The organism is Alcaligenes sp. PF14 (assembly GCF_037150615.1).
Lineage (GTDB): Bacteria > Pseudomonadota > Gammaproteobacteria > Burkholderiales > Burkholderiaceae_B > Alcaligenes > Alcaligenes phenolicus.
In genome coordinates this window covers 403,391-426,875 of record NZ_JBAGRS010000002.1, presented here as the reverse complement: position 1 = coordinate 426,875, position 23,485 = coordinate 403,391, and the positions used below count along the sequence as shown (strand labels likewise).

General features: G+C 56.0%; 13 protein-coding genes. 2 read left to right on the top strand and 11 right to left on the bottom strand.

Going from position 1 to position 23,485, the window contains the following annotated elements:
- Window positions 1-153: 153 nt before the first annotated feature.
- The 7 genes from greB to WFM49_RS05960 form a co-directional block, all read right to left on the bottom strand.
- Window positions 154-747, bottom strand: a complete 594-nt coding sequence (greB, locus tag WFM49_RS05990) for a transcription elongation factor GreB (protein WP_009457980.1) — start codon at window positions 745-747, stop codon at window positions 154-156.
- Window positions 748-764: 17 nt separating this feature from the next.
- A complete protein-coding gene (locus WFM49_RS05985) occupies window positions 765-1,613 on the bottom strand; it encodes a 3',5'-nucleoside bisphosphate phosphatase (protein ID WP_336972264.1) in 849 nt (282 codons plus the stop codon).
- Window positions 1,614-1,619: 6 nt separating this feature from the next.
- On the bottom strand, window positions 1,620-2,516 hold the full coding sequence (locus WFM49_RS05980) for an alpha/beta fold hydrolase (RefSeq protein WP_336972501.1): 897 nt from the start codon (window positions 2,514-2,516) through the stop codon (window positions 1,620-1,622).
- Window positions 2,517-2,637: 121 nt separating this feature from the next.
- Complete coding sequence (locus WFM49_RS05975; RefSeq protein WP_336972263.1) at window positions 2,638-5,106, bottom strand: DNA internalization-related competence protein ComEC/Rec2; 2,469 nt, start codon at window positions 5,104-5,106, stop codon at window positions 2,638-2,640.
- A 200-nt stretch (window positions 5,107-5,306) separates the two neighbouring features.
- On the bottom strand, window positions 5,307-6,140 hold the full coding sequence (locus WFM49_RS05970) for a TatD family hydrolase (RefSeq protein ID WP_336972262.1): 834 nt from the start codon (window positions 6,138-6,140) through the stop codon (window positions 5,307-5,309).
- Window positions 6,141-6,214: 74 nt separating this feature from the next.
- Window positions 6,215-6,928, bottom strand: coding sequence for an ABC transporter ATP-binding protein (locus tag WFM49_RS05965; protein WP_254499384.1), 714 nt, complete (start codon window positions 6,926-6,928; stop codon window positions 6,215-6,217).
- Entirely contained in the window at window positions 6,921-8,195 is a 1,275-nt protein-coding gene (locus tag WFM49_RS05960; RefSeq protein ID WP_254499385.1) for a lipoprotein-releasing ABC transporter permease subunit, read from the bottom strand. The genes WFM49_RS05965 and WFM49_RS05960 overlap by 8 nt, the downstream gene beginning before the upstream one ends.
- 42 nt (window positions 8,196-8,237) lie before the next feature.
- On the opposite strand from WFM49_RS05960, the gene WFM49_RS05955 reads away from it, so the two are divergent.
- Window positions 8,238-9,185 (top strand): hypothetical protein, encoded by a 948-nt coding sequence (locus WFM49_RS05955; RefSeq protein ID WP_336972261.1) that lies wholly within the window; start codon window positions 8,238-8,240, stop codon window positions 9,183-9,185.
- Window positions 9,167-10,900 carry a single-stranded-DNA-specific exonuclease RecJ gene (gene recJ / locus WFM49_RS05950; protein WP_336972259.1) on the top strand — a complete coding sequence of 578 codons (1,734 nt, stop codon included), beginning with the start codon at window positions 9,167-9,169 and terminating at the stop codon, window positions 10,898-10,900. Before WFM49_RS05955 ends, recJ begins: the two co-directional genes overlap by 19 nt.
- 379 nt (window positions 10,901-11,279) lie before the next feature.
- Here recJ and WFM49_RS05945 read toward each other — a convergent pair whose 3' ends face one another.
- The 4 genes from WFM49_RS05945 to WFM49_RS05930 form a co-directional block, all read right to left on the bottom strand.
- Window positions 11,280-11,696, bottom strand: a complete 417-nt coding sequence (locus tag WFM49_RS05945) for a hypothetical protein (protein WP_336972258.1) — start codon at window positions 11,694-11,696, stop codon at window positions 11,280-11,282.
- A 698-nt stretch (window positions 11,697-12,394) separates the two neighbouring features.
- Window positions 12,395-12,826, bottom strand: a complete 432-nt coding sequence (locus WFM49_RS05940; RefSeq protein ID WP_336972257.1) for a hypothetical protein — start codon at window positions 12,824-12,826, stop codon at window positions 12,395-12,397.
- Window positions 12,823-21,618 carry a two-partner secretion domain-containing protein gene (locus WFM49_RS05935; protein WP_336972256.1) on the bottom strand — a complete coding sequence of 2,932 codons (8,796 nt, stop codon included), beginning with the start codon at window positions 21,616-21,618 and terminating at the stop codon, window positions 12,823-12,825. The genes WFM49_RS05940 and WFM49_RS05935 overlap by 4 nt, the downstream gene beginning before the upstream one ends.
- A gap of 47 nt (window positions 21,619-21,665) precedes the next feature.
- Window positions 21,666-23,369, bottom strand: a complete 1,704-nt coding sequence (locus WFM49_RS05930; RefSeq protein ID WP_442893027.1) for a ShlB/FhaC/HecB family hemolysin secretion/activation protein — start codon at window positions 23,367-23,369, stop codon at window positions 21,666-21,668.
- Window positions 23,370-23,485: the final 116 nt, after the last annotated feature.

The following is a 23,485-nucleotide window of genomic DNA, read 5'->3' as shown; positions in this document are numbered from 1 at the left end:
TAAATGGCGTGCACAAAAAGGGAAAATTCAGTTCAAACAAGGGGTCCGCAAGCGGGGCTGGAGACACAGCAAACCCGGCAAGCTCGACAAGACGTCTTGAGGGGCCGGAGCGATTGGCGCCCCGTAATCTCCAATACGGACCCAGTACGGCGTTCAAATCGGGCTGTCTCCATCCAGATCAGGAGCTGGTGCGGGTTCGGGATAGGACACTTCCAGAATATCCAGCTCTTCCTTGCCGGCGGGGGTGCGCAGCACCACGGTATCGCCTTCACGCGCCTTGATCAGGGCCCGGGCCACCGGCGAAATCCAGCTGATACGGCCCTGCAAAGGCTCGGCCTCGTCCACGCCCACAATGGTGATGGTGAACTCTTCACCCTGGCTGTCGCTATAAACAACGGTTGCACCAAAGAACACCTGATCGGGATTGGGCTGCAAGCCGGGATCGACCACTTCGGCAATTTCCAGACGCTTGGTCAGGAAGCGGATACGGCGGTCGATTTCCCGCAGGCGTTTTTTACCGTACAGATAATCGCCGTTCTCGGAGCGATCACCATTGGATGCCGCCCAGGAGACGATCTGCACCACCTCGGGACGTTCCTTGTTCATCAAATGGCTCAGTTCGCCACGCAAACGGCGATACCCCAGGACCGTCATGTAATTCTTGGTCCCACTGGGTAGCGCACTGGCCGGGGCGTCCAGATCGTCGTCATCGTCCTGATCGGACTCTTTCACAAAGGCTTTATTCATCGTTTTCAAGGCTCCTGCTAGAGCCACTCCTGCCAAACGGGTTTCAATCCAGAGGGCAAAGGCGGCAAACCGCCTAAATCAACACGCCCTTCGCTGGGACCATGAAAATCCGAACCACAGGACACTTCAAAACCATAGCTGCGTGCTACCTGGGTATACACGCTGTATTCCTGCGGAGTATGACTGCCTGTCAGCACTTCAATACCTACGCCACCCAGTTCCAGAAACTGGGTGTACAAGGCATGGCTGCGGGTGCCATCCAATTCATAACGTCCGGGGTGGGCAATAATGGCCTTGCCGCCCGATTCACGTATCCAGCCCACCGCTTCTTCCAGGCTGGCCCAGACGGTTTCCACGGCAGCAGGCTTGCCATCCGCCAAGTAGCGGCGAAAGGCCTCATTCATATCAACGGAGTAACCTTGCTGTACCAGAAACCGCGCAAAGTGCGTGCGGCTGATCAGTTCCGGATTGGCCGCAAATGGGACTGCACCTTCATAGGCATTGGGAAAACCCAGTTTTTCCAAGCGTTCACCCATTTGACGGGCGCGCTGCTCGCGGCCAGCACGCACATCATGCAGCGCCTGCTGCAGGGCAGGATGGTCCGGGTCCACGCCCAAGCCAACAATGTGGATAGTCTTGTTCGCCCAAGTGACGGAAATTTCTACGCCGTCCACAAAGCGTATGCCCAGATCCTCGGCATAGTGCCGGGCCAGTTTCAAGCCACCGATTTCGTCATGATCCGTCAGGGCCCACAGTTTCACACCGTTAGCATGCGCACGCGCGGCAAGTTCCGCGGGGCTGAGCACACCATCTGAATAAATGGAATGGCAATGCAAATCAACGGGTAAGCGGGCCTGAACACTCATAAGGGGCTATCCAGCTAGAAAGTAGTCGATATGGTCGATTTGCTCGGCATTGCGCAGCATGGGCGCATGCCCCACATTGGGAATAGTCACCAATTGCGAATTGGGATTGCGTCGCAACATTTCCTGGGCCGCTTCTGGCTTCAAGAGATCGGACTCTTGGCCTCGCACGATCAGAACCTTGTCCGGCAAACCCTCATAGGCGCCCCACAACAAAGCCTGTGCCGCTTGCAAATCCACATCCGCTTGCTGAGCAAAGGCTTGCGACAAGCGCAAATCGTAATGGCGACGCCATTTGCCTTCATGTTCCACAAAGACGTGGCGGGACATATCGGCCCATTCTTCAGCGGAATGCTCTCCGAAGGAAGCCGAGACGGAACGTACATACTCCACCGCCTGCTCGAAGGTATCAAACAGCACGGACTGCCCAACGTATTCACTGATGCGTTGCAGCCCTGTCATATCCAACGCCGGGCCTACATCGTTCAGAACGACGCGACCCAAAGGCAGTTGCAAGGGCTCGACACCCAGACCTGGTCCGGGGCGAGCCGGACGCAGCAAGGCTGACATGGCTTGCGCGCCTTGCAAACCCAAGGCAATCAAACCGCCCATGGATGTGCCCACCCAATCCAGCCGTGCCGGCTGCAATCGGGCAATCAATACCAACATGTCGGCAACGTATTGAGGAATGGCGTAAGCGGCTGGATCAATCAGCCAATCAGAGCGGCCACGTCCCACAACATCGGGGGCTACCACACGGTAACGTTTGGACAGGCGCTGAGCCAGTTGATCAAAATCCCGGCCAGTACGCGTCAAACCATGCACGCACATCAAGACCTGATCGTTACCGGGATCGCCCCACTCCCAGTACGCCATGCGGTGCGTACCGGAGGCACTGGCACACATAACCCAATTAAGGCGCGGCTCCTGAAGATCAGTTGTCATGAACGCTCAGACCAGAATTTGACAGATAAAGGACTATTGTAGCCCAGCCCGAGGGCTTTACTATGCCGTTTCTGTCCTGCCGTCAGGGCGGTGCTGGGGACTGCCAGTAGCGGGCGTGACGATCACGCTCGCCAAAGTAATACAGGGCCGAAGGACGCGACTCCACAGTCAAAGCGCCCCAATGATCGGTACGCAGGAATAAAGCGCCGGAGCGTTCCCAACGCGTTTGCACCTGCGCATGTGGATGCCCAAAGCGATTCCACCATCCTAGTTGAGCAATCGCCAACCCCGCTTGCATGTGTTTCACAAAATGCGCCCCCGAGGAGGTCCGGGAACCGTGATGCCCGACTACAACGACATCAACAGGCCCCAAGCCCGCCGCCACAATGGCTTGCTCCTGCGCCACACCGGCATCGCCCAAAAGCAAGGCGCTGTGTCGGGCACCTCGAATTTCCAGCACACAGCTGATGGCATTCTTATCTTCCTCACTGCCATAGGCGGCCTTGAATCGGGCTTCATCCGCAGGGGGCCACCAGAACCGGAAACGTACGCCGTCTACCTCCCAGTGCACATCCTGCTCACAGCGCAGGGCCTGCTCCGGGCGAACAGTGGAGCCAGCAGGCACGGCCAGCAAACGCTCCTCCCGATTCAGATGCGCGTCCAGATCAAAGCTGCTATAGGAGCGGCTAACCGGCACCGCCTGCAATACGCTGCGCGTCCCGCCCACATGGTCCATATCGGCATGAGACAACACCAAGGTATCGATCCGCTCTATTCCCTTGGCTTTCAACCAGGGCGCAATGCTGCGTTTGCCTTCATCGGAATCAGGGCCGTAGCGGTTTCCCACGTCAAACAGCAACACCTGACTGCGAGTACGCAGCACCACCGCACTACCCTGGCCTATATCCAGGGCAAACAAGTCCCAGTCCCCTTCCTGCAATAAAGAAGGTCGCAAAACCAAGGCGGGCACTAACAGAGACAGGCCGCTCAAGCGGGACACAAAGCCTTTGGGCAAAAGTAATAGCAGTACCCCCAGCAAAGCCAGAACTGTCCAAGCCCAGTGCTGGGCAGGCACTGGCACACTGGCAAGGCTGCGCTCCGCCAGCCAGATCGTAGGCTGCATGGTGAAATCCAATACAGCATGAGCAAGATTAGCGACAGACTCGCACCAGTTTGAAGGAGCCTGTAGCGCCGCCAAAATCAACAAGAGCAGCACCAGCGGCGTCACAACTGAGCCGATCAAGGTGATGGCATACGCATTCGCGGGCAAGGAAGCCAAGGATATTTCATGGAACAAGGGGGCCAGAGCGGGCAACAAGGCCAAGGTAATCAGCACCTGCAACTGAGTCGCAAACCAGATCCGCTGCCCCCAGCGCTGCCACCGGGTGCCTGGCTGCGGCACCTGCCCCATCAAAGCGCCAAACGCGAACAAGACCGAAACAGCGGCGAAAGACAGATAAAAGCCGGTGGTCAGCCCCGCCCATGGATCATGCAAAACCACAAACAGAGCTGCAATCATCAAAGTCCGGCTGGCTCCCAGGTGCAAGCCCCAAAGACGGCAGACACCCAGCACCAGCAACATCAAAAAAGTACGCTGGGCAGGAACACCCCAGCCTGCGATGACGCAGTAAGCACCCGCCCCGGCAATACCTACCCAGGTCGCAGCAACCTGAGCAGGAACTTGTTCGGCCAATACCCTGCGCCCCCAACGAACACGTCGCCAACACCAGGACACTAAGGCAGCCAACAACACGGCCAGGAACGTAACGTGCGTGCCGCTGATGGAGACCAGGTGCGTCAGGCCACTGCGATTGAAGATCAGCCAATCCGCTGCGGCGATACTGGCCTGATCTCCCAAAGACAAAGCCAGCATCACCCCGCCCCAGCGTTGTTCTTGTACGTAGGGCATCAGGACGTTGCGCAAATGATGGCGTAGACGCTCCGTCCATGTGGGCCAGGACTGCGCCGGATCAAAGTCCAATCGTTGTGGCTGACCCCGCACACTGCCCACAGCCCGCCAGCCTTGAGTCATGGCATGACGTTCTGCGTCAAAGCCATGAGGGTTACGGGCTCCTTGAGGTGGACGCATCAATAAAGACATGCGCCAGCGCTGACCGGGCATCAGCTCGGGGAAGCTTTGTACAGACGGCTCACGGTACAGGGAGCGATGGCCTTGAGCCGCATTCCAGCGAACCAGAATCTGCTCGGGCAAACCGGGAGGCTGGGAGCTCAAGACTCGTGCCTGAAACTGTCTGTAATTCGGCCCTGCCTGTACCAAGGACTGGATTTCCAGCTCTACCCGACTGACTTTATTGATGTCAGTGACCGGGACGGATTGAGCCAGCCGGCCCTGTATATGCCAAATGCTGTAGCTGGCTCCCAAGCAGGCAAAGACCAGAACATAAGCAAAAGAAAAACGCTGCGCCAGCAAGATGCTCACAACCACAGCACCCAGCCACGGCCAAACAGGCAAGGCCAGATACGAAGGCTTCAGGAAATGGGTGAATGTGGCTGCGGCCACAAAAGCGGCTAAACACGCACGCCCTGTCATGGGCTCTGCCCTGCCATCGTGATCTCCACGCAAATCTATAGCGTAGAGTTCAGGCGTGCCTCAAAGGGTCGAAACAAGGACACTTTGCTCATATCGGCTTGTACCGATAGGCAAAACGCGCCTCTTACCTGACAGATAAACCAGGAGTGAAAGCCCAGTGAAAAAGCAGTTCTGGCAACATCAAAAAGCCTGCCCCCAGCCTAATACCCCTGGCTAGACAAAAACGCATCCAGCCTTGGCAAGACTCGTCGTGCCGTGGCCCCGGTCTGGCGAATGACATCAGCCACGTCCATCCCCCGCAGCTCTGCAAGACTCTCCGCGACTCCTTTCACCTCAGCCGGCTCATTGCGAACCGATGCCAAGGGAGTCCCCGGCTCCACCAACCAGGACGGCGCCAAATCCGGCGCATCGGTTTCCAGCACAATATCATCAAGACTCATATCCTGCGCCAGACGGCGAATCTGCTTGGCTCGGCCAAAGGTCATGGCCCCACCAAAACCCAGCGCACAGCCTTGGCGTACGAACATCTGCGCCTGCTGCTCACTACCGTTAAAAGCATGGGCTATCCCGCCTACTCCCGGAAATTGCCGCAGATATTTCAGTACCCGGTCTTGAGAGCGACGCACATGCAGGAGTACAGGCAAGCCATAGCGTTGCGCCATGGCCAATTGAGCTTCATACAGCCATTCCTGATGACGACTAGCCTCTTCGGTTTTCAGCTCTGGCACAAAGTAGTCCAGACCGATTTCCCCCAAGGCGACAAAACGCGGGTCGTCCAGACGCAGCTGGATTTCCTGTTCCAAGGCTTCCAGATCTGCTGCCCCCACTTCAGGAGTAAACAGGGGGTGAATCCCCAGCGCATACACGCCCCCGGGTGCTGCCATCGCGGTCTCACGGGCAGCTTGACAGTCAAATACACCTACGGACGGCACCACAATCGAACGTACACCCGCCACGCGGGCACGCTCAATCACCTGCTCTCGGTCTTGAGCAAATTCGGGAGCATCCAGATGACAATGCGTATCGATAAGCATAACGAGACTCCCCACAAACCTCAGCCCCTCAAAGGGAAGGACGCGGTATGACAGCCCCACGCCCCTGCGAGGTATTAGACCCGGCGCTCGGCCCTGATTTCCTGGGTCAGATAGCCCTTGTCCATTACCAGCTGACGATGGGCCAGGGAGGCCAGGGCCTGGTCATGGGTCACGATGACAAAAGCTGTGCCGAACTCTTCATTGACCCGGCTTAACAGTTCAAACATACCTTCAGCGGTATAGCGGTCCAGATTACCCGTAGGCTCGTCCGCCAGCACGCAGGCAGGTCGTGTGACCAAAGCACGCGCCAAGGCCACTCGCTGACGCTCGCCCCCGGACAACTGACCCGGATAGTGATGCACGCGCTGGGACAAACCCACTTGTTCCAGAACCTGCTGAGCCTGCTCGCGCGCCTCTGGACGCTTCATGCGACGCACGATCAAGGGCATGGCCACATTGTCCAGCGCATCAAACTCAGGCAGCAAATGGTGGAACTGGTACACAAAGCCCAGCACCTTGTTGCGCAGCTGACTGCGTTCGCTTTCATTCAGGCTCTCTGTCTGGGTGCCGTTAACCTCGATGCTGCCTGTATCAGGCTTATCCAGCAGGCCCAAAGCGTGCAGCAAGGTACTTTTACCCGAGCCGGAAGCGCCGATAATAGCCACCATCTCGCCACGACACACCTCCAGATTCACCCCGGAAAGCACTTGAATGCTGTTGCCACCTTCCTCGTAGTGGACGCTGACATCGCGCGCGCGCAGCACGGTTGGAGCGATAAGATCAGTCATGACGCAGCACCTGTGCAGGTTGAAGCTTGGAAGCACGCCAGCTTGGGTACAGCGTGGCCAGGAAGGACAAAACCAGCGAGACGATAGCAATCAGCACAATGTCATAGACCTGCGGATTGGAAGGCAATTCGCTGATGAAGTAAATCTGCTGAGGCAGGAATTTACGACCCATCAGGTTTTCAATAAAGGGCACGATCACGTCGATATTGTAGGCAATCAAGGTACCCAAACCGACGCCCAGCAAGGTACCCACAACGCCAATCAAAGCACCTTGCACCAGGAAAATACGGGCAATCTCGCTGGGGGTGGCACCAATAGTGCGCAGAATCGCAATATCCGACTGCTTGTCTTTCACGGCCATCACCAAGGAAGACAGCAGGTTGAAAGCCGCCACAGCCACAATCAAGGCCAGAATCAGGAACATCATGCGTTTTTCAGTTTGCACAGCGGCAAACCAGGTACGGTTATTGGCCGTCCAGTCCGACACCAGCACGTTGCGCGGCATTTTGCTGGCCAATTCCTGAGCCACCATGGGAGCCTGCTGCATGTCCTTAATACGCAGACGCACACCACTATTGCCACTGTCGCGGAAAATCTTGGAAGCATCATCCACGTTCACAAAAGCCAGGCTGGCATCGTATTCGTAATAGCCGGAGGAAAACACGCCGGTTACCGTGAACTGGCGCATGCGTGGTGAAAAACCGGCTGGCGAGATCGAGCCTTGCGGGGCCATCAGCATGATCGTATCGCCCGTGCTGACACGCAATTGATTGGCCAACTGCTCGCCCAGCACAATCCCGAAAGTGCCTGGCTGCAGATTTTCCAGTCGGCCCATGACCATTTGCTGGGCCAGCTCGGACACCTTGCTTTCCTGATCAGGCTCAATGCCACGTACCTGCACGCCCATCAATTGATTACTGCGCACCAACATGCCCTGACCGGCCACATAGGGGGCCGAGCCCACCACCGCCGGATTGGTCTGGGCTTTTTGAGCCAGCGATTTCCACTCATTCAAGACTTGCTGATGATCGGCATTGCGCACAATCAGTTCAATATGCGGCAAGACCGACAGCATGCGATCACGCACCTGGGTCTGAAAGCCGTTCATGACAGACAGCACGACAATCAGCGCGGCTACCCCCAGGGCAATCCCCGCCATCGAGCTGCCCGCAATAAAGGAGACGAAACGGTCTTTTCGTCCCCCACGCCGTTTGCGGCCCCTGGCCAGGCCGGCATACCGCGCTCCAATCCAAAATTCGTATCCCATGCGAGCTGCTATCGCCTCAAAGAAAACACTACAATCGCTGTCATGCAGATCGTAATCAACGGTGCGCTGCCGGAACCGGCCATCGCGCGCGAACTCATCAAACACTTGCCCCAGACGGCCCCTTCACTGGTTCAGTTACTGACTCAGGGCAAAGGCACGCTGTCGGTACGCGACCCGTCCGAGGACCTGTGCACGCCAGCACAAGCCTGGCTTTTGCACGCCCACGGCTTTACGGCGCACCAAGCCCAGCATCTTAGCGCAGGTCTGGCCCCTTTGCGGCTACGCCAGTTGAAACAAATCCACTCGGTGACACCTGAAGAAGCTGTCTGGCTGGCAGAGCTGGTGCACATTGCCCCCTCTCGCGAGGGCGCCATGCTGATACCCAGCGAGCAACTGGCCTTGACTGAGTCCTACAGCCGCGCCTTGCTGGAGGCCATTCGCCCTTATCTGGACGAAACCGACTTTCAATTCGAGTACATCAGCCCGGCCTTGTGGCGTGTCACTCCACCGGCTGATTTTACGGTGCAAGCGGCCTCCACAGAACTGGTCAGCCAAAGCAATTTGAATAATTGGTGGACTCAGGATGTGCAAACCCGCCCCTGGCGTCGTCTTATCAATGAATTTCAGATGCTGGCCTTTGCCCTGCCGGATAACCACGAGCGTGAACAGGCGGGTCTGCCCAATGTGAACAGCTTGTGGCTGTTTGGCGGAGCGTCCTGTCAGCAATTAGGCCCCGAGCCCGCCGACCTGCGCATTATTGATGACTTGCAAGACAGCCTGATACGACAAGACTGGGGGCTTTGGCTACAACAACTGGCCGAGCTGGATCGAACCGTGCTCGCCCCCCTGGCCGCAGGGCCCATGCCAGAACTGGTGCTGACCGGACTGGACCGCTATGCTCACGTCGGTCCCGCCTCGCGCCGCATCTGGCCCCTGTCCCTGTTCAAACAAACCTCTAACTGGAGTCAGTGGTGGTCACCCCTATCCTGAAAAACCGTCCCGTTCAAGAAGCCGCCAGCCACGCCCTGAAACAGGCCGGGATTCATGATTTAATGGCCCGTCTGCTGGCCTCTCGGGGTGTGACGGACGCCGCCCAGATCGATCCGGCCTGGCGCAACATGATTCCGCCCAATATGCTGACCCAGGCGCGTGAAGCCGCCGTTTTGCTGGCCGATGCCATTGCCCGCCGGGACCGCATGCTGATCATTGCCGACTATGACTGTGACGGCGCTACCGCCTGTGCAGTCGGCCTGCGTGCGCTGCGCAGCATGGGCGCAGTCGTGGACTTTCTGGTTCCAAACCGTTTTGAAACCGGCTATGGCCTGTCACCCGCCGTGGTCGAACTGGCAGAGCAACATCCCTCGGGCAAACCGGATCTGCTGATTACCGTGGATAACGGCATTGCCAGTATTGATGGTGTGGAAGCCGCTCATATGGCGGGCATGAAAGTTCTGGTCACAGACCACCACCTGCCCGGCGATGAGTTGCCCGATGCCCTGGCGATTGTGAACCCCAATCAGCCCGGTTGTGAGTTCCCCTCCAAGAACCTGGCCGGTGTGGGCGTTATTTTTTACCTGATGCTGGCTTTGCGTGCCGAGCTGCGTCAGCGCGGGGTATATGAGGCCAATGCCGGCCCACGCCTGAACGAACTGGCCGATCTGGTTGCCCTGGGGACCGTGGCCGACGTAGTCAGCCTGGATGCCAATAACCGCCTGATCGTCACCCAAGGGCTGGAGCGCATGCGCAAGGGCCAGATGCAGGCTGGGCTGCGCGCCCTGTTCCAGGTTGCTGGCCGCGATCCTCGTCAGGCCAGCGCCTTTGATCTGGGTTTTGCCCTGGGGCCACGCATCAACGCCGCCGGTCGACTGGCCGATATGGCCTTGGGCATACGCTGCCTGATCACGGATGACGAAGACGAGGCCGCTAATTTGGCTCGCGAACTGGAGGACATGAACCAGGATCGCCGCTCGATTGAGCAGTCCATGCGCGAAGAGGCCCTGCGCGCAGCCGAACTAGCCGAACCGGACACCAGCGCCACTGTGTGCGTGTTCCACCCCGAATGGCACCAGGGCGTGGTCGGCCTGGTCGCCTCGCGTTTGAAAGAAAAGTACTGGCGCCCTACCCTGGCGTTTGCCCAGGGTGACGAAGGCGAGATCAAAGGTTCGGGCCGCTCCATCCCCGACGTACACCTGCGCGATGCGCTGGATTTGGTCTCCAAACGCTATCCCGGTCTGATTCTGAAGTTTGGTGGCCACGCCATGGCGGCCGGCCTGACGATTGAAGAGGACAATTACGATGTGTTTGTGCAGGCCTTTGAAGAAGCCGTACAGGAACTGACAGGCCGCTTCCAGTTTGATCCTGTCATCGAAACGGACGGTTCGCTGGAACCTGAGCACATCAATATCACCGTCGCTAGCTTGCTGCAAAAACAGGTCTGGGGCGCAGGGTTTCCAGCCCCCGTGTTTCGTGACAAGTTCTTTGTACGCCAGCAGCGTTTGCTGAAGAACAAGCACTTGAAGCTAAGCCTGGAGCGTAACGGCGAATACTTCGATGCGATCTGGTTCAACCGCGATACCTTGCTGCCGGAAAATATCGAAGCGGCCTATCGCCTGGATCAGAACGAATGGAATGGCAACGTCAGCGTGCAATTCATTATTGAGTTTGCGCAGGACTGCCCTCCGCAAGGACCTGCCTCATCCATGTAAAGGATCAGCCCGCCACGGCGGCTTGGGCTGCATTTGGTTTGATCTGAGTAAGCAATAAGCCTATGGAAGGGGGCCATTATTCTGGCCCCCTAAACATGCACAGCGCCAGCACCGACCTTAATTCAAACGCTTACGAAAGAACTCGCTAATGCGCTTATAGGCCACGACCTAGCAGCCAGCTTGTCTCCCACATACCTCTTGTCTCACCATTAACACCGTTGGAGACATTCTTGGGGACGTAGACTGGATGTTCGCCGTCAAAGGCCTGCTAGACGTTTGATACACAAGCTGTCCAACACGTCTGGGGCAAGTTTATTCTGACGATTTTATTCTTTTCTATCGCTTACTTCAGGCCGTTTAGGCAAAACCAAAACTGCTATCACCAATGATGAAATCGCGCCAAATACAATGCACTGGCAAACGACGTGGATAGCCAGTTTTCAGAAATTGCCTGCCAATAGTCCTTCCCCTTGTTCATCGGCGATATGTACTCAGCCCAGAAAAAAGCGAGAGACCCACCAAGAATAGAAACAAAAAACAAACCCATCAAAGACCGAAAAGGGCGAAAAAAAAACAACAAAACCATAGACAAAATAAAAGCCGGTGGAATATTAACAGCAATAGTAAAAAAAACTATTACAGGTGAAGTGCCAGCAAAAAAACCCAACACCATAAGAAAACTTATTTTCTGATTTAATATTTGATAATAGGTTCCCACTAAAGCTGCAATAACACTCGCAATTCCAGGGCATAGCAAAAACCCCAGACCAACTTTCCAGTATGGATAGCCCTTCATGGTGTGCAACCTTGTTGTTTAGAGTAGCCTAGAAGCCTGCATCCATATCTAACACGAGACTGATAATCCAAGATATCAATCCCTCCGGGCTGCCCCTGCATATCAGAAGTAACGAAGTTATTCCCAGCACCAATAAAGGAGTTTGTATCAGTTAACCATTCAGAAACAGCCCTAAAGAAAGATCGATCCTTGAGATATTTTTCATGAATAGGCTACAACGTTTGCTGCTCACTTATTAACTGATTAATATCCCACCGCACCGGGTCGCCTCCATGGTTATACAGCGTACTAAAACTCCCAAAACCTGCACCCATTAACGCATTGCCCGCTTCTGCCCGCCAATCATAAATAGTATCTGCGTTTATTCCAGCTAAAGCAGACCCGAGCAGAAAAGTCTAAAAATAACCATCAACTTTCATCCAATTCTGTTCAATTTCATTCCATATCTTTTATAGCCGGACCACATAATCATCTAAGCACGTTAATCAAGCATGAACACAAAAATTCAGTGCTTATCATCTATTGCAAATTACCACTGATGCTCAAGCCCTTTTCCTTGCCGTGAAACTTGCAAAGAAAAATCCTCTGAGTAGAAACGCGTAGGTGGAGGCTATATGTACTAGCCTCCACCTTAGTTGAAGAGTTCATAAAACAAGTTCAGCATGCCTAGGCTATGTCACTTACGTCCCCAGGCTGCGCTACGTGTCCGACATCGTGCCTTTCAGGTGCGAATTTGGGGACTGCTTAGGTAAGGCCCATAGGGCCATGAACAGTGACGTGCCCCCCCCCAACAACGCGCTCGCCCAATCCTTAAGACCGGGAAACACAAACATATTCCAAAACAAGGCAGTCAGCGCCCCCAGAAGGGTAATCAATAAGACACTAAGCCCTGTTTTTGTAGGTTTCACTACGCTATAGAGCAAGGCTAATAGCAGCGCTGGAACACCATAGAAAACAAGCGCATTGAGTGCGGCCAGCAAAGCACCTGCCATACTGCCCACCAGTACCACCCATGCCTCATCCCCGGGCTGTGACCCCGACAAGGCCAGCCACACCCCAATAAATGGGCCGGCCAGCACGGGACAAAGCAAGAAACTCAAAAATACACGCCAGCGTGGGTATGGACTCATGGTTTGCACCCCTGTTCCTGGCTATAACCTAGCAGCTTACATCCGTAATTTATCCGCGAGTTATAGTCCAGAATATCGATCCCGCCGGGTGCGGTTTGTCTATCTGGCAGTATTGCGCCCAGACCATCACTATTGGTCATCGTTTTAGATACCCATGTAAACACTACGCGGTCCTTCAAGTATTTTTGATGGATAGGCTGCAAGGTTTGTTGTTCACTTCGTAGTTGATTGATATCCCACTGCACTGGGTCAAGATCTTGGTTATACAAGTCCTTGAAATTTGAGAACCCGGCGCTCATTAGCGAATTACCAGCTTCTTGCCTCCAATCATAAATTGTGTCTGCATTTACCCCCGCGAGAAGCGAACCGAACAGGAATGAATATCCTGAACCCTTTCCGTCCGCACCCAGGCCTGTTAAGGCCGCACGCGATACATCTTCCGCCCCCCCATACCACTTCGCCCCCGAACCGACATGTTGCTCATAACGGTCCGATGCCCCAAAGAAGTCCGCCCGGTTATCAATGGTGTTGTAGTACAGCGCAAAGCGTGATTCGGCCCCGAGGCTGTTGTAGACATAATCAAAGGTGTTTTTGGACGAACGGGTCACGTCTCCATTCAATAAGGCCCAGGCATCTTGCATGGCAATGTACTGCGTGGCCGTATTGACCGCAGTACGACAGGCATCCCCCACCGGATTGGCCGCGCACAGCGCATTCATTTCTCGATCAAGCAACTGACTGAGACGTTCAGCCTCTTCCTTACTGACCCTCTTTTGCTCCTCGGACGAGCAGGTCTTGCCGCTCAGGCAGGCTTTCACTTTATCGACAGCCGATTGCGTCAGATAGTTGTTATCAAGGGCAGCAATAGCGCTGTTGGTGGCGGTAGCCGCCTCCAGGCCACCGGTCGCGCTGATGCCGGCCACCAACGTGGCAATCAGATTGCGCTTCGCTTCTTTTGCCTGCGCCGTCTCTCCTGGTTGATCCAAGAACAAATTGGTCAACAAGCTACTGCTTGCAGCGCCTAACGCACCGTCGGCACAACCTTGATTACTGGCCGCCGCTCCCGCACACGCCAGCACACCGTGCAAGGCGGCATGCAAGGCACTGCCTTCGGTCAGGGTGCCATCTTTAACTAAGCTGCCGATATACCCGGCCCCTTGCTGTTGCAGGTAATTGACCACCAGATTCTGGGCAAACTGGGATGAAGCACCAGTCACGTTGCCGCCCGCAGCTGCCGCCAAGGCCGTTAACACCTGACGCCCCGTACCACCCGGGGCCCAGATTGCCGTGGCTTTTAGCTGTTGCTCAAGCGCTGCCAAACGTGCAGGATCACGCTCACCTTCCGGTTTGCTTCGTTCACGATCCAATGCCTTCTTAGCGGCAGTGGCTTCGTTGGCCCGATTATTCAGGAATACGCCGGTCTCGCGTTGCAACGCTCCGACAATCTCAAAGCCCGCCTGGATTTCTCGCTCGTTGAAAATCGGCTTGAGGGCATTGCTGCCGTCCTGGCCCGTCAATACGTCACGGTTCAAACTGGCAAGGCGCTCATCCAGTGTTTCCCCGGTGAGAAGCTGTTGTTTAGCTTGATCCGTAATCGTGATTTGGGCGCCACTAATGCCGCTATACGTGGTGCTGCTGCTTTTGCCGCTGGCCGCCATGACCATTGGCGGGCTGGCGCTAAAGCCGCCCGTGTTGGGCAAGGTGGTGCCAGGCACCTGCTCGCCCGTGGCAGCTTGGCCTTGCTGGTCCGTACCTACACCCGATGCGGTATCACTGCCGCCTGAACTATACCCAACACCCAGACTCATACTGCTGGCTTTGTAATGGGCGTAATTGTCTATATCGCTTGCGGTCAGCGTACCCGTCGTCAAGGTGTTAAGCCCGTCCTTGACGGCTTGCTCGGAAGCGGTGATGACGGCCCCTTTCAGGTCCGTATTCCCCTTGACCGTGATTTGGAAGCCCGCATCCCCTGCCTCAATACGGGACTGCTCGTGAACGCTGGCGTAATCACTATTGATCTTTTGCTTGCCGACGTTGGCACTGGCCGAAAAACCAACCCCTACCATCACGCTGCCGCCAACATGACTGTCCTTGCTGGTGAAGCGGCTCGTATCTTGCAGGCTCTCTATAGTGAGATCGCCCCCCACATCCGCCACCACTTGCTGGCCACTGGCTACTGCACCGCGCAGATTCGTATCGCCGCCGGACTCCAGCACCAGACGGTCTCCCGCAGTGACATAGCTATGACTCCAGGTAAGGTCTTTACCCTCTCCTTTGCCCTTGCCACGACTGGCGTTAGCCGTCACACCAAAGCCAATCCCATTGGCCCCCAAGGAAACGGCCACCCCCACGCCAGCACTGGAACTACTGCTGCGGCGGTCAGTCTGGACCGTGTTTTCTGCCGCCAACAAGTTGATGTCGCCATCGGCCTTCAGATGAACATCGCCCCCTGCGCTGACCGTACTGCCACGCACCGTCAGGTCGGAATCCTGGCCCGCACCCGTCGCACTAATACGGACATTTCCACCTGCTGCCACCGTAGAGTCGGCGGCTGTGTCGTAGGTGGTCTTGGACTTGCTATCACTTTTACTGGAACCGACCGTAATCGAGAGATTAATCCCACCGGCCGTTGTAGGGTCAGCGCTGACCGCATCGTAGGCATTGCCAGCCGCCAGCCCCGTCATGGCGGCCGCTAAGGCTTTCATTCGGGTATCAGAGGTATCGCTGGAGGCCCGCTTCATCTGCTGACCCGTCTGAATAGCGGAAATGACCGGCGAGGTCAAAGCCACTGTCAGGCCCGACTGGCGGAACTTACTTTCCTGAATGTTCATGCCGGTTTCACGAGCCTCAAGAATATCCACCTGCTTAGCATGAATGTCGATATCGCCTTTGGGTGCCAGAACATGGCTACCTGTCTGCTGATAACGACTACCCGCTGCCAACATGACATCCCCATCCGTCGAGCCGATTGTCGAGGCCGCCGCCCGTGTGCTGACATCCTGTTGGTCAGCACTTTGCATCTGCTTGCCAATCGTGAAACTCAAACCGCCACCGGTCATGAAACCGGATTTGTCGACCCGCTTGAAATGGCTTTCCTGCTTGGTATCTGTTGCGGCCTGAATGGTCAGATCATTGCGGGCCGCAATAACGGTACCCGCATCAGACACCAGATTGCTGCCAGTGACCGTGACATTTTCCCCTTGCACGGCCACAGTCTTACCACTGAAGGTACTGGATAAGGCCGTTGTTTCCTCCAGACTGTCACGGGTGGTCGTTTTCTTGGAACTGAGCAGACCACGACTTTTGATTTGTCGGCCTTCACTCCAGTTACGACTATCTTGTCCGGCCAAAATCTGGGCCTCGCCTTGCGCAACAGCGACCACAGCGCCTTGCTCACTGGTCACGGTCGCGGCACGCACAGTCAAGTCTCGACCTGCTTGTACCCGTACGTCCCCCGCAGTCGTGATACTGGTGCCTACCTCCCGCTCATAACCTTGCTTCAGGTAGTTGTTGGCATCAAGAACATTATTCTCTTGTTCTGCAATGGCGACGGTCCCCAGACTGACATCACGACTGGCCACCAGCGCAGTCTGGCCGTCCTTGCCGCTATTGATCACTTGTGCTGCATTCAGTGTGAGGTCACGACCGGCTGCCGCCAACAGAATGCCATCAGAATTGGTCACGTAAAGACTCGCCACACGGTCTAGATTGGTCCGGCTAAAGTCACTTTTCCCTGCCTGCTTGACATCACTGTGGGTCGTGCTGACCACATTAAGGTCGCGTCCGGCATCAAGCAGCAAGGCGCTCTTGGCCTGGATCGTGCCACCCACATTGTCAATATCCTCACGGGCACTAAGGACCACTGCGTCACTGGCAATACGCCCTCCCAGATTACGCAGGTTCTGTCCCGTGATCCGGACGGCTGTACGCCCGGCAATCATTCCGGAATTAAGCACATCATCCTTGATAGCAAGATCGATCGCGTTGGCCGCCACTAAGGTGCCGCTCCCATCAAGATCATCCGGTCTGACGCGAACATAGACTTGCGGCACTAAAGCACGGGCCTTGCTGCCATCCGGTAAGGTGACATCACGCTCGACCAGCCAAACCATATCGCTGGTCAGTTGAGCCATTTGCTCTGTACTGAGCGCGACCCCAGGGCGCAAATTCCATTTCTTGGCATAGGAGCTGCCCGCCTCCAGCAAAGCACGATACTGCTCCTCATCGTTGACGTAGCCTTCCAAAAAGCGCCGTCCCGTTAATTGATTGATCTGGTCACGAACCAGCTTTTGCTCATAAAACCCATCGCCCAGACGCTTGAGCATCGTGACAGGATCATGGCCAAGCCGGGTCAACATATAATCCGAGCTGAGCCATTGGCGATAGTCGGTAAATCGCGGGTCGGCCTCAACTAGATAAGAACCAGCATCTGGGCTGGTGCGGAACAAACTGTTAGTGGGGATCTCGGTATCGACCTGAACCATCCGGATGTGCTCGAGCGTATCACCCTTGACGCCAGGGGCCTGAGCCTGAACCTCACTTATTGGCTTGCGCTCCACGGCGCCATTGCGCTCCAGTTGCCCCCCCACCTGAGCCGTCTGTCGATCATCAATGGCAAAGCCACTGCCTTGTCCCGCCGCATTCTCGATAAGCTTAGATACATCCAGGCTGAATGTAGTGACGCTATCAGCCGGGTTATAGGCAATTTTCGAATGCCATTTGCGCTGGTGATAACGCTTGAAACCACCCCGCCACCGACTGTAGGTATATTGGCTGGTTCCAGCCTGGCGAATGACATGCTGCCCAAAGACCGCTTCATTCTTTAGCTTATCCAAATCACCCTGAAGAACGCCACCAGCAATGATCTGACTCTTGTCGTTCAGCAGCTCATTGCCATGTAAAGTGAGATTGCCACCGGCGCGAATCAGGGATGGAGCACTTTCGGTCACCTGGGTTTCATATTCGCTGCGGGTAATCTCATACTGAGTCCAGTTGCGCACCTCGGCACCCGTTTCCCGGTGACGATAGCGTCCAGCGCGGCTCCAGCCTTCCCACCGATACTCACTGATATCATGCTTGTTCGGATCCCCCGAGGGCTGAATATAAGTATGCTGTGTCGGTTCGCCTACCTGGACCAATTCGGTATTGAAATGCAGATTGCGATTGAGCAAACGGTTGGCATCGATGCTTATGCCACCCAAAGATTCGATGACGGCGCTGTCATTCAGAACCAGGTCCGCGCGACCGGTCGCCTGCCCCTGCCCATCCAGTGCACCACCGACATTAAGAGCATCAGCACCTGGGCCAGCACTGAATATCAGCGCTTGCTCCCGATTATTAATAAGCTTGGCACCGATGTCCAAGCGCTCTCGTGCGGCGATGACAGCAGCACGATCACCCTCTTCCCGGTTATTAACAGTATCGGCCTGAATGCTTAGATGATCCCCATATAGGCGACCCGTACCCGCATTATCCAGCGTGCCCACATCAATATGAGTTCGAGCGCCATCGATAAGGCCACGATTACTTAACGTTCCCTTGGCAGCAACGGTGGTGCGCCCCCCGCTGATCTCCCCCGTAACCGTGTTATTGATGTGTTCGCCACGCAGTTCAAGCGTACCCGCCTGAATCACGCCCTGATTGTTCAATTGTGCAGCCGAGTGAATCACTGCTTGGCCGTTCGCCCGAATATCATTCAGGTTAGTGAAATTCTGCTGAACAGACAGGCTCAGATCGCCTTTTGAATGCAGGCTGCCATCACCTCCTACCGTATCTGCGGCAAGCGCCAAGGATTGGCCGGCAAGCATCGTACCTGACTGGTTAAGCACCCGATGGGCAGCCAGTTCAATACGGCCATCCGAATACAACTGGCCTGCCGTGTTATCCACCACACTGGCCGTACCGCTTCCACGAATCACCAGGGAGTCATCCGCAGCCAACGCACCCTTGGTGTTATCAACATGACCCGCCGTCAACGTGACCTGTTTGCCTTGTATGCCCCGAGAGGGGCTGGCATCTATGCCTTGAGTATGCTGATTAAGAATCTGCTCCGCTTGAAGGTGTAGCGCCTTACCTGCCGCTATCAGCCCAGCCCTATTGTTCGCCACGCCCGACAGCTCCAGATTGGCATCACCTTGGCTGTAGATCACCCCTTCACGGTTGTCCACATTCCCACTGGTCAGCGTCAGGGCCTGGCCGCTCACGATCCCGCCCGCACTGCCCGAGCCTGTGTTGATCAGTTCCTGCCCATGGGTATCCAGACGCAACGCTTTGTTCGATTGCAGCAAGCCGCCGGCATTATTCAATGCTCCACTGTCCAGATTCAACGTGCCATCCGTGCTAGCAATGGTGCCGCCGGCATTGTCCAGCGAGGCCCCTTGGGTATGAACATCAACACGAGAGCCCAGCACGATGCCCCCCGCATTGCCCAACCCAGCATTCATCAGGCGGGTAGCCGCAGCACCTTGTACTATGCCGTTGGCGTTCTCGGTACGGCCCTGTGTCCGTACCTCCATGCCACCGTCCGTGGACACAAGCAGACCGCCTTCACGGTTATCGACGGTTCCGGCGTCAATAAACACATCGGCCACACCCAATACCTTGCCACCTTGATTATTGAGCGACTCTTGAACATCCATGCTCAATGTCTGTGCGGACGATACCGTACCGCCCTGGTTGTGAAGCGCGCCCGCTTGCACTTGCACGTGACCATTGCCGATGATCATTCCGTCACGGTTATCGATTGAGTCCTGCGCCTTCAGTACCAGGGCATCCCCGCCCGTGGCCAGCAAAGTGCCTCTGGCGGTATTGAGCGTGCCAGTCTCAACGCTGATTGTCTGTGCCTGCGTCGTGGCCTGTTGCAAGTCTGTCGCTGTACCGCGAAGATTCAAGGTGCCATTACTGGCAATATGGCCTTGCTGCCCCTGCAAGTTGGCGGCATACAGGTCAAGGTGCCCACTGCCTGCGTGCAAAACCTCACCTTCCTTGTTTTCCAGGACACCGGCTCGAATGTTCAGATCAGCATTACTGGCCAGTTTTCCCCCTTCACGGTTATCAAGTGTGCCCACCACCTGCACACGAGTCGATTGATCGCCTGTAGCGACAAGCTGGCCGCCACGATTGGACAGTTCCCGTGCGCTCAGATCAAGCGAACCGGCCGATTGCAGCAGCCCCTTGTCATTACGGAACTGCCCGACGGCAATTTGGGCCTGATCGGCAAGCTTGATTTCCCCCTGACGGTTACTCAAGTCGCCGCCGCTAAGCTCAAGCCGCCCTAGGCCCAGGTGTCCCCCATCATTATTCAGCCCCGCTTTGGCAAGCATATTGATATTGCCACCAGCCACAATACGGCCACCCGTATTGTCCAAGCTGGTCGCAATATCAAGCTGTCCCGGCTCCAGCGGCGCAACGCTACCAACGCCCGTGCCTTCCTGACCAGTGCCCGGCGCCGGATTAGCACCCGTACCGCCCGTTTCCCCATCCACACCGGTCCCTGAAGGAGGGGGCACTCCTGACGATGAGTCCTGAGCAATCAAACCAATACGACCGCCCTCCCGGTTGCTGATTTGAGCGGCTGACAATGACAAACTCTGGGTTCCAGCCTGCTCAATGGTGCCTGCCTGATTATCCAAAGACTGGGCTTTAATCGCCACCCGCCGCGCGTTCAGCGTCCCCTGGCGGTTATCAACCTCCTTGGCGCTGTCCACCACCAGCTCGCGGCCCGCGCTGATGATGCCAGTATTTATCAGGCCGTCATTGGCCTGTATACGCGTATCCGCGTTGGCCTGTATCGTGCCACTATTTTCCAAACGACCATCGGCAGTCACCACCACCTGCCCCACATGAGCACCAATCGCGCCAGCGTTACGCACCCCGACCCCACGCTCGGTCCCCACGAGAACAATTTTCTGGCTGTACATGCCCCCCAAGGCGCCGACATCCAAGGCAAATGCAGGCGCCCCGCTATCGGTATCGACGGCTTGCACCTTGCTGTGGTCGGCACTGACTTCATTGGCACCCGTAGTGACCTGTAATTGCTGTGCCCAGATGCCTGCATTGACTTGCACCGAGCGGGCGATTAAATCCGTATAGTGAGCGGCACTGGCATCCAAACCTTGACCCAAAACCGAAATGCTGCCGCCTTGCACACGGTAGCCCTCCAGCGCCCCACCATTGATAATCGGTTTGCCGGTGGTCAGCGTGCTACGGTCAGCATTGATAAAACCACAACCATCACACGAGATACCCGCAGGGTTGGCAATGATCAGTTGCGCACGATCACCCGCCACTTCCACATAGCCCCGCAACAGGCTGGGATCGCTGGAGTTGACCTCATTTAAGATAACGCGCGCCGTCCCTTGCGCCAGCCAGGGGTTGCCTTGCACCCAGCCTCCCAATTGGGACTGCACACTTGTACGGGAATTGTTAAGAATCGCACCTTGCGTATCGACATCAAACTGCTGATAAGTATTGCGCGAGACACCCGCAGCGCTAGGCGTTTGGATGTTAACCAGCGGCACCCCACTGGCTGCTTCCAGCACCGTTGGCTGTTGATTGCCCGGAGCATTCGGATCGGCTACAAGCTGAGCATGGGCTACCGGCACCATAAAAACCTGACCAAGTGCCATCGCCAAGGCAAAGTAGACAGGATTGACAACGGCCAGGAAGCGACTATGCGCGGTGGTGCTCGTACCAGCACGCCCACCGGGTCCATTGCGGCGCACAATTTCCGCTACAACCTGGAACAAGCCTAACGTACGGTTAAAAACAATACGATATAAATTCTTGTTCATATCATCACACTCTGGATCTGGCGCGAAATAAGAAAGAAAAGTTCAGTTCAGTAGGACCAGCTCAGGGTAAAGCCCGTCGTGACCGAATCGGTCTTGAATCCTTCGGGCTTATGAAGAGGCACACCGGCATACAGATCCCAGTAAAACCCCTTGGCCCCTCCTCGCAGCCCTATCACGGAACCCGCTAAGTTGCGTCCCTGAAGCCAGCGCGTGGATGGCCCACCTACATGACCATAGTCGGCACCCAAGTACAGTTCCTGGCCGGCACCAACCGCTACACCGATTTCATTGCGCCAGACCCAACCGCGCTCCCCCATGAGCATCAGCTCACCATCAAAGCCACGCACCGAGTAACGGCCGCCAATAGAGAAGCGATCCTGCGGGACCAGAGGCGTACGATTCCATTGCGCTCGCCAACTACTGATGTAGCGGGCGCGCTGAGCTCCCAGCGAGAACGGCGCCATCAACTGCACATCGGCAGTAAACAACTTCATCCGTGAGGTGCCTTCTCCGAAGGGCTCCTCAGGCGCACTTTTCGCTTTAAAGGCTCCCGTGCCACGGCGATAAGCCACACTCGCATCCAAGGTACTGCTACCCAAATACTCACGATGGGTCACCCCCAGCTCCCAGCCACCCGTGCGACGGTTGTGGACCTCGATTTCCACATCGTCAATAAAGTTACTCGAGCGACGTGTCCAGGCTCGGCCAAACAAGGCTGTTTTTCGTGTTGCGTCACGGTAAACCAAACGTGACAAGCGTAACTCTGCATTGTCACTGGTGCCGCTGTACACATAGCCTTGGTTGTAGCCCGCAATCGTTTGATGATATTTATAGCTACTGATGGTCGCGCCCAGCGTCCAGTAACCATAGGGCACACTGTAATGAAAGGTCTGTGCCCGGTTACCTTTGCCACGGCTGCTGAACAGGTCGTAGTTAAGGTTGACGTAAAACAAGTCGTTCAGCATCAACAGGTCATCCAGCGAGACGGTCACGCCCCCTTGCAGCTTGCCTGTTGACTTACTGCCAGAGTCATCTAAATGGGCCGATAAACGGATCGGCGGCGAGCGTTGCTGCCATGCGATTAATAGATCACTGTCGCCAGGCCGGGCATCGTCGCCTTCAGCGGGAACAATTTGAATATCTGCCTCTACGGTGGGAACACGCTTGAAATTCTCCAAAGCCTGTTCAATATCGCGCAAATTCAGCAAATCGCCCCGTCGGATAGGAACCGCGTTCCAGGCTCTCGCCTTCAAGGATGTTTCTTCGGTAAAACGTACGTCACGCACACGACCTGGAACCAGCGTTAAGGTCAGCTGCCCCGCACGCAAATCTTGTGCAGGCGCCAACACACGTGTTGTGACATAACCACGCGCGATAATCGCATTCTGAATACGGGCCATCACCACGTTGATCCCGTCCGTGCCCAGGCAACGCCCCGTAGCGGGATCATGGGCAGGGTCGGCTGCCTTCAAGGCCCAGGTAAAACGCTGGGACTGGTCCCCCTCCAACCGTATTTGTGAAATAGGAAAGCAAGGACTGTCCTTATCAGGCAATTGCTCAGGAGCGGGGGTCTGCACAGGCGGCAAACGCACATCGGGCAAGGTTTCTTGCTGCTCACGCAGGATACGTTCCCGTTCCTGCTGCCGCAGCAATTCCTGCGCCATACCATTTTGTGTCTGCGCCAATGCAGGAATGAACGGTGCAAACAAAACCAACAAAGGCCACCTCTTGGGCCAAACCGTGCCCCTCATCACCCATACCCTTTTGCGTAAGCATCAATAGTTTTTTCTAATACCGAGAAACTGGCGGGACTAATGATACCCAAGCAAACAAAAGGTGAGCACAGCAGTAATACTTTGTAGAATCA

Excerpts from the sequence above, each read along its gene's own strand:
- greB (WP_009457980.1), bottom strand. The coding sequence starts at position 747 with ATGAATAAAGCCTTTGTGAAAGAGTCCGATCAGGACGATGACGACGAT.
- WFM49_RS05935 (WP_336972256.1), bottom strand. The coding sequence starts at position 21,618 with ATGAACAAGAATTTATATCGTATTGTTTTTAACCGTACGTTAGGCTTG.
- WFM49_RS05945 (WP_336972258.1), bottom strand. The coding sequence starts at position 11,696 with ATGAAGGGCTATCCATACTGGAAAGTTGGTCTGGGGTTTTTGCTATGC.
- WFM49_RS05985 (WP_336972264.1), bottom strand. The coding sequence starts at position 1,613 with ATGAGTGTTCAGGCCCGCTTACCCGTTGATTTGCATTGCCATTCCATT.
- WFM49_RS05975 (WP_336972263.1), bottom strand. The coding sequence starts at position 5,106 with ATGACAGGGCGTGCGTGTTTAGCCGCTTTTGTGGCCGCAGCCACATTC.
- WFM49_RS05955 (WP_336972261.1), top strand. The coding sequence starts at position 8,238 with ATGCAGATCGTAATCAACGGTGCGCTGCCGGAACCGGCCATCGCGCGC.
- WFM49_RS05940 (WP_336972257.1), bottom strand. The coding sequence starts at position 12,826 with ATGAGTCCATACCCACGCTGGCGTGTATTTTTGAGTTTCTTGCTTTGT.
- WFM49_RS05965 (WP_254499384.1), bottom strand. The coding sequence starts at position 6,928 with ATGACTGATCTTATCGCTCCAACCGTGCTGCGCGCGCGCGATGTCAGC.
- WFM49_RS05980 (WP_336972501.1), bottom strand. The coding sequence starts at position 2,516 with ATGTGTGCCAGTGCCTCCGGTACGCACCGCATGGCGTACTGGGAGTGG.
- WFM49_RS05930 (WP_442893027.1), bottom strand. The coding sequence starts at position 23,369 with ATGAGGGGCACGGTTTGGCCCAAGAGGTGGCCTTTGTTGGTTTTGTTT.
- WFM49_RS05970 (WP_336972262.1), bottom strand. The coding sequence starts at position 6,140 with ATGCTTATCGATACGCATTGTCATCTGGATGCTCCCGAATTTGCTCAA.
- WFM49_RS05960 (WP_254499385.1), bottom strand. The coding sequence starts at position 8,195 with ATGGGATACGAATTTTGGATTGGAGCGCGGTATGCCGGCCTGGCCAGG.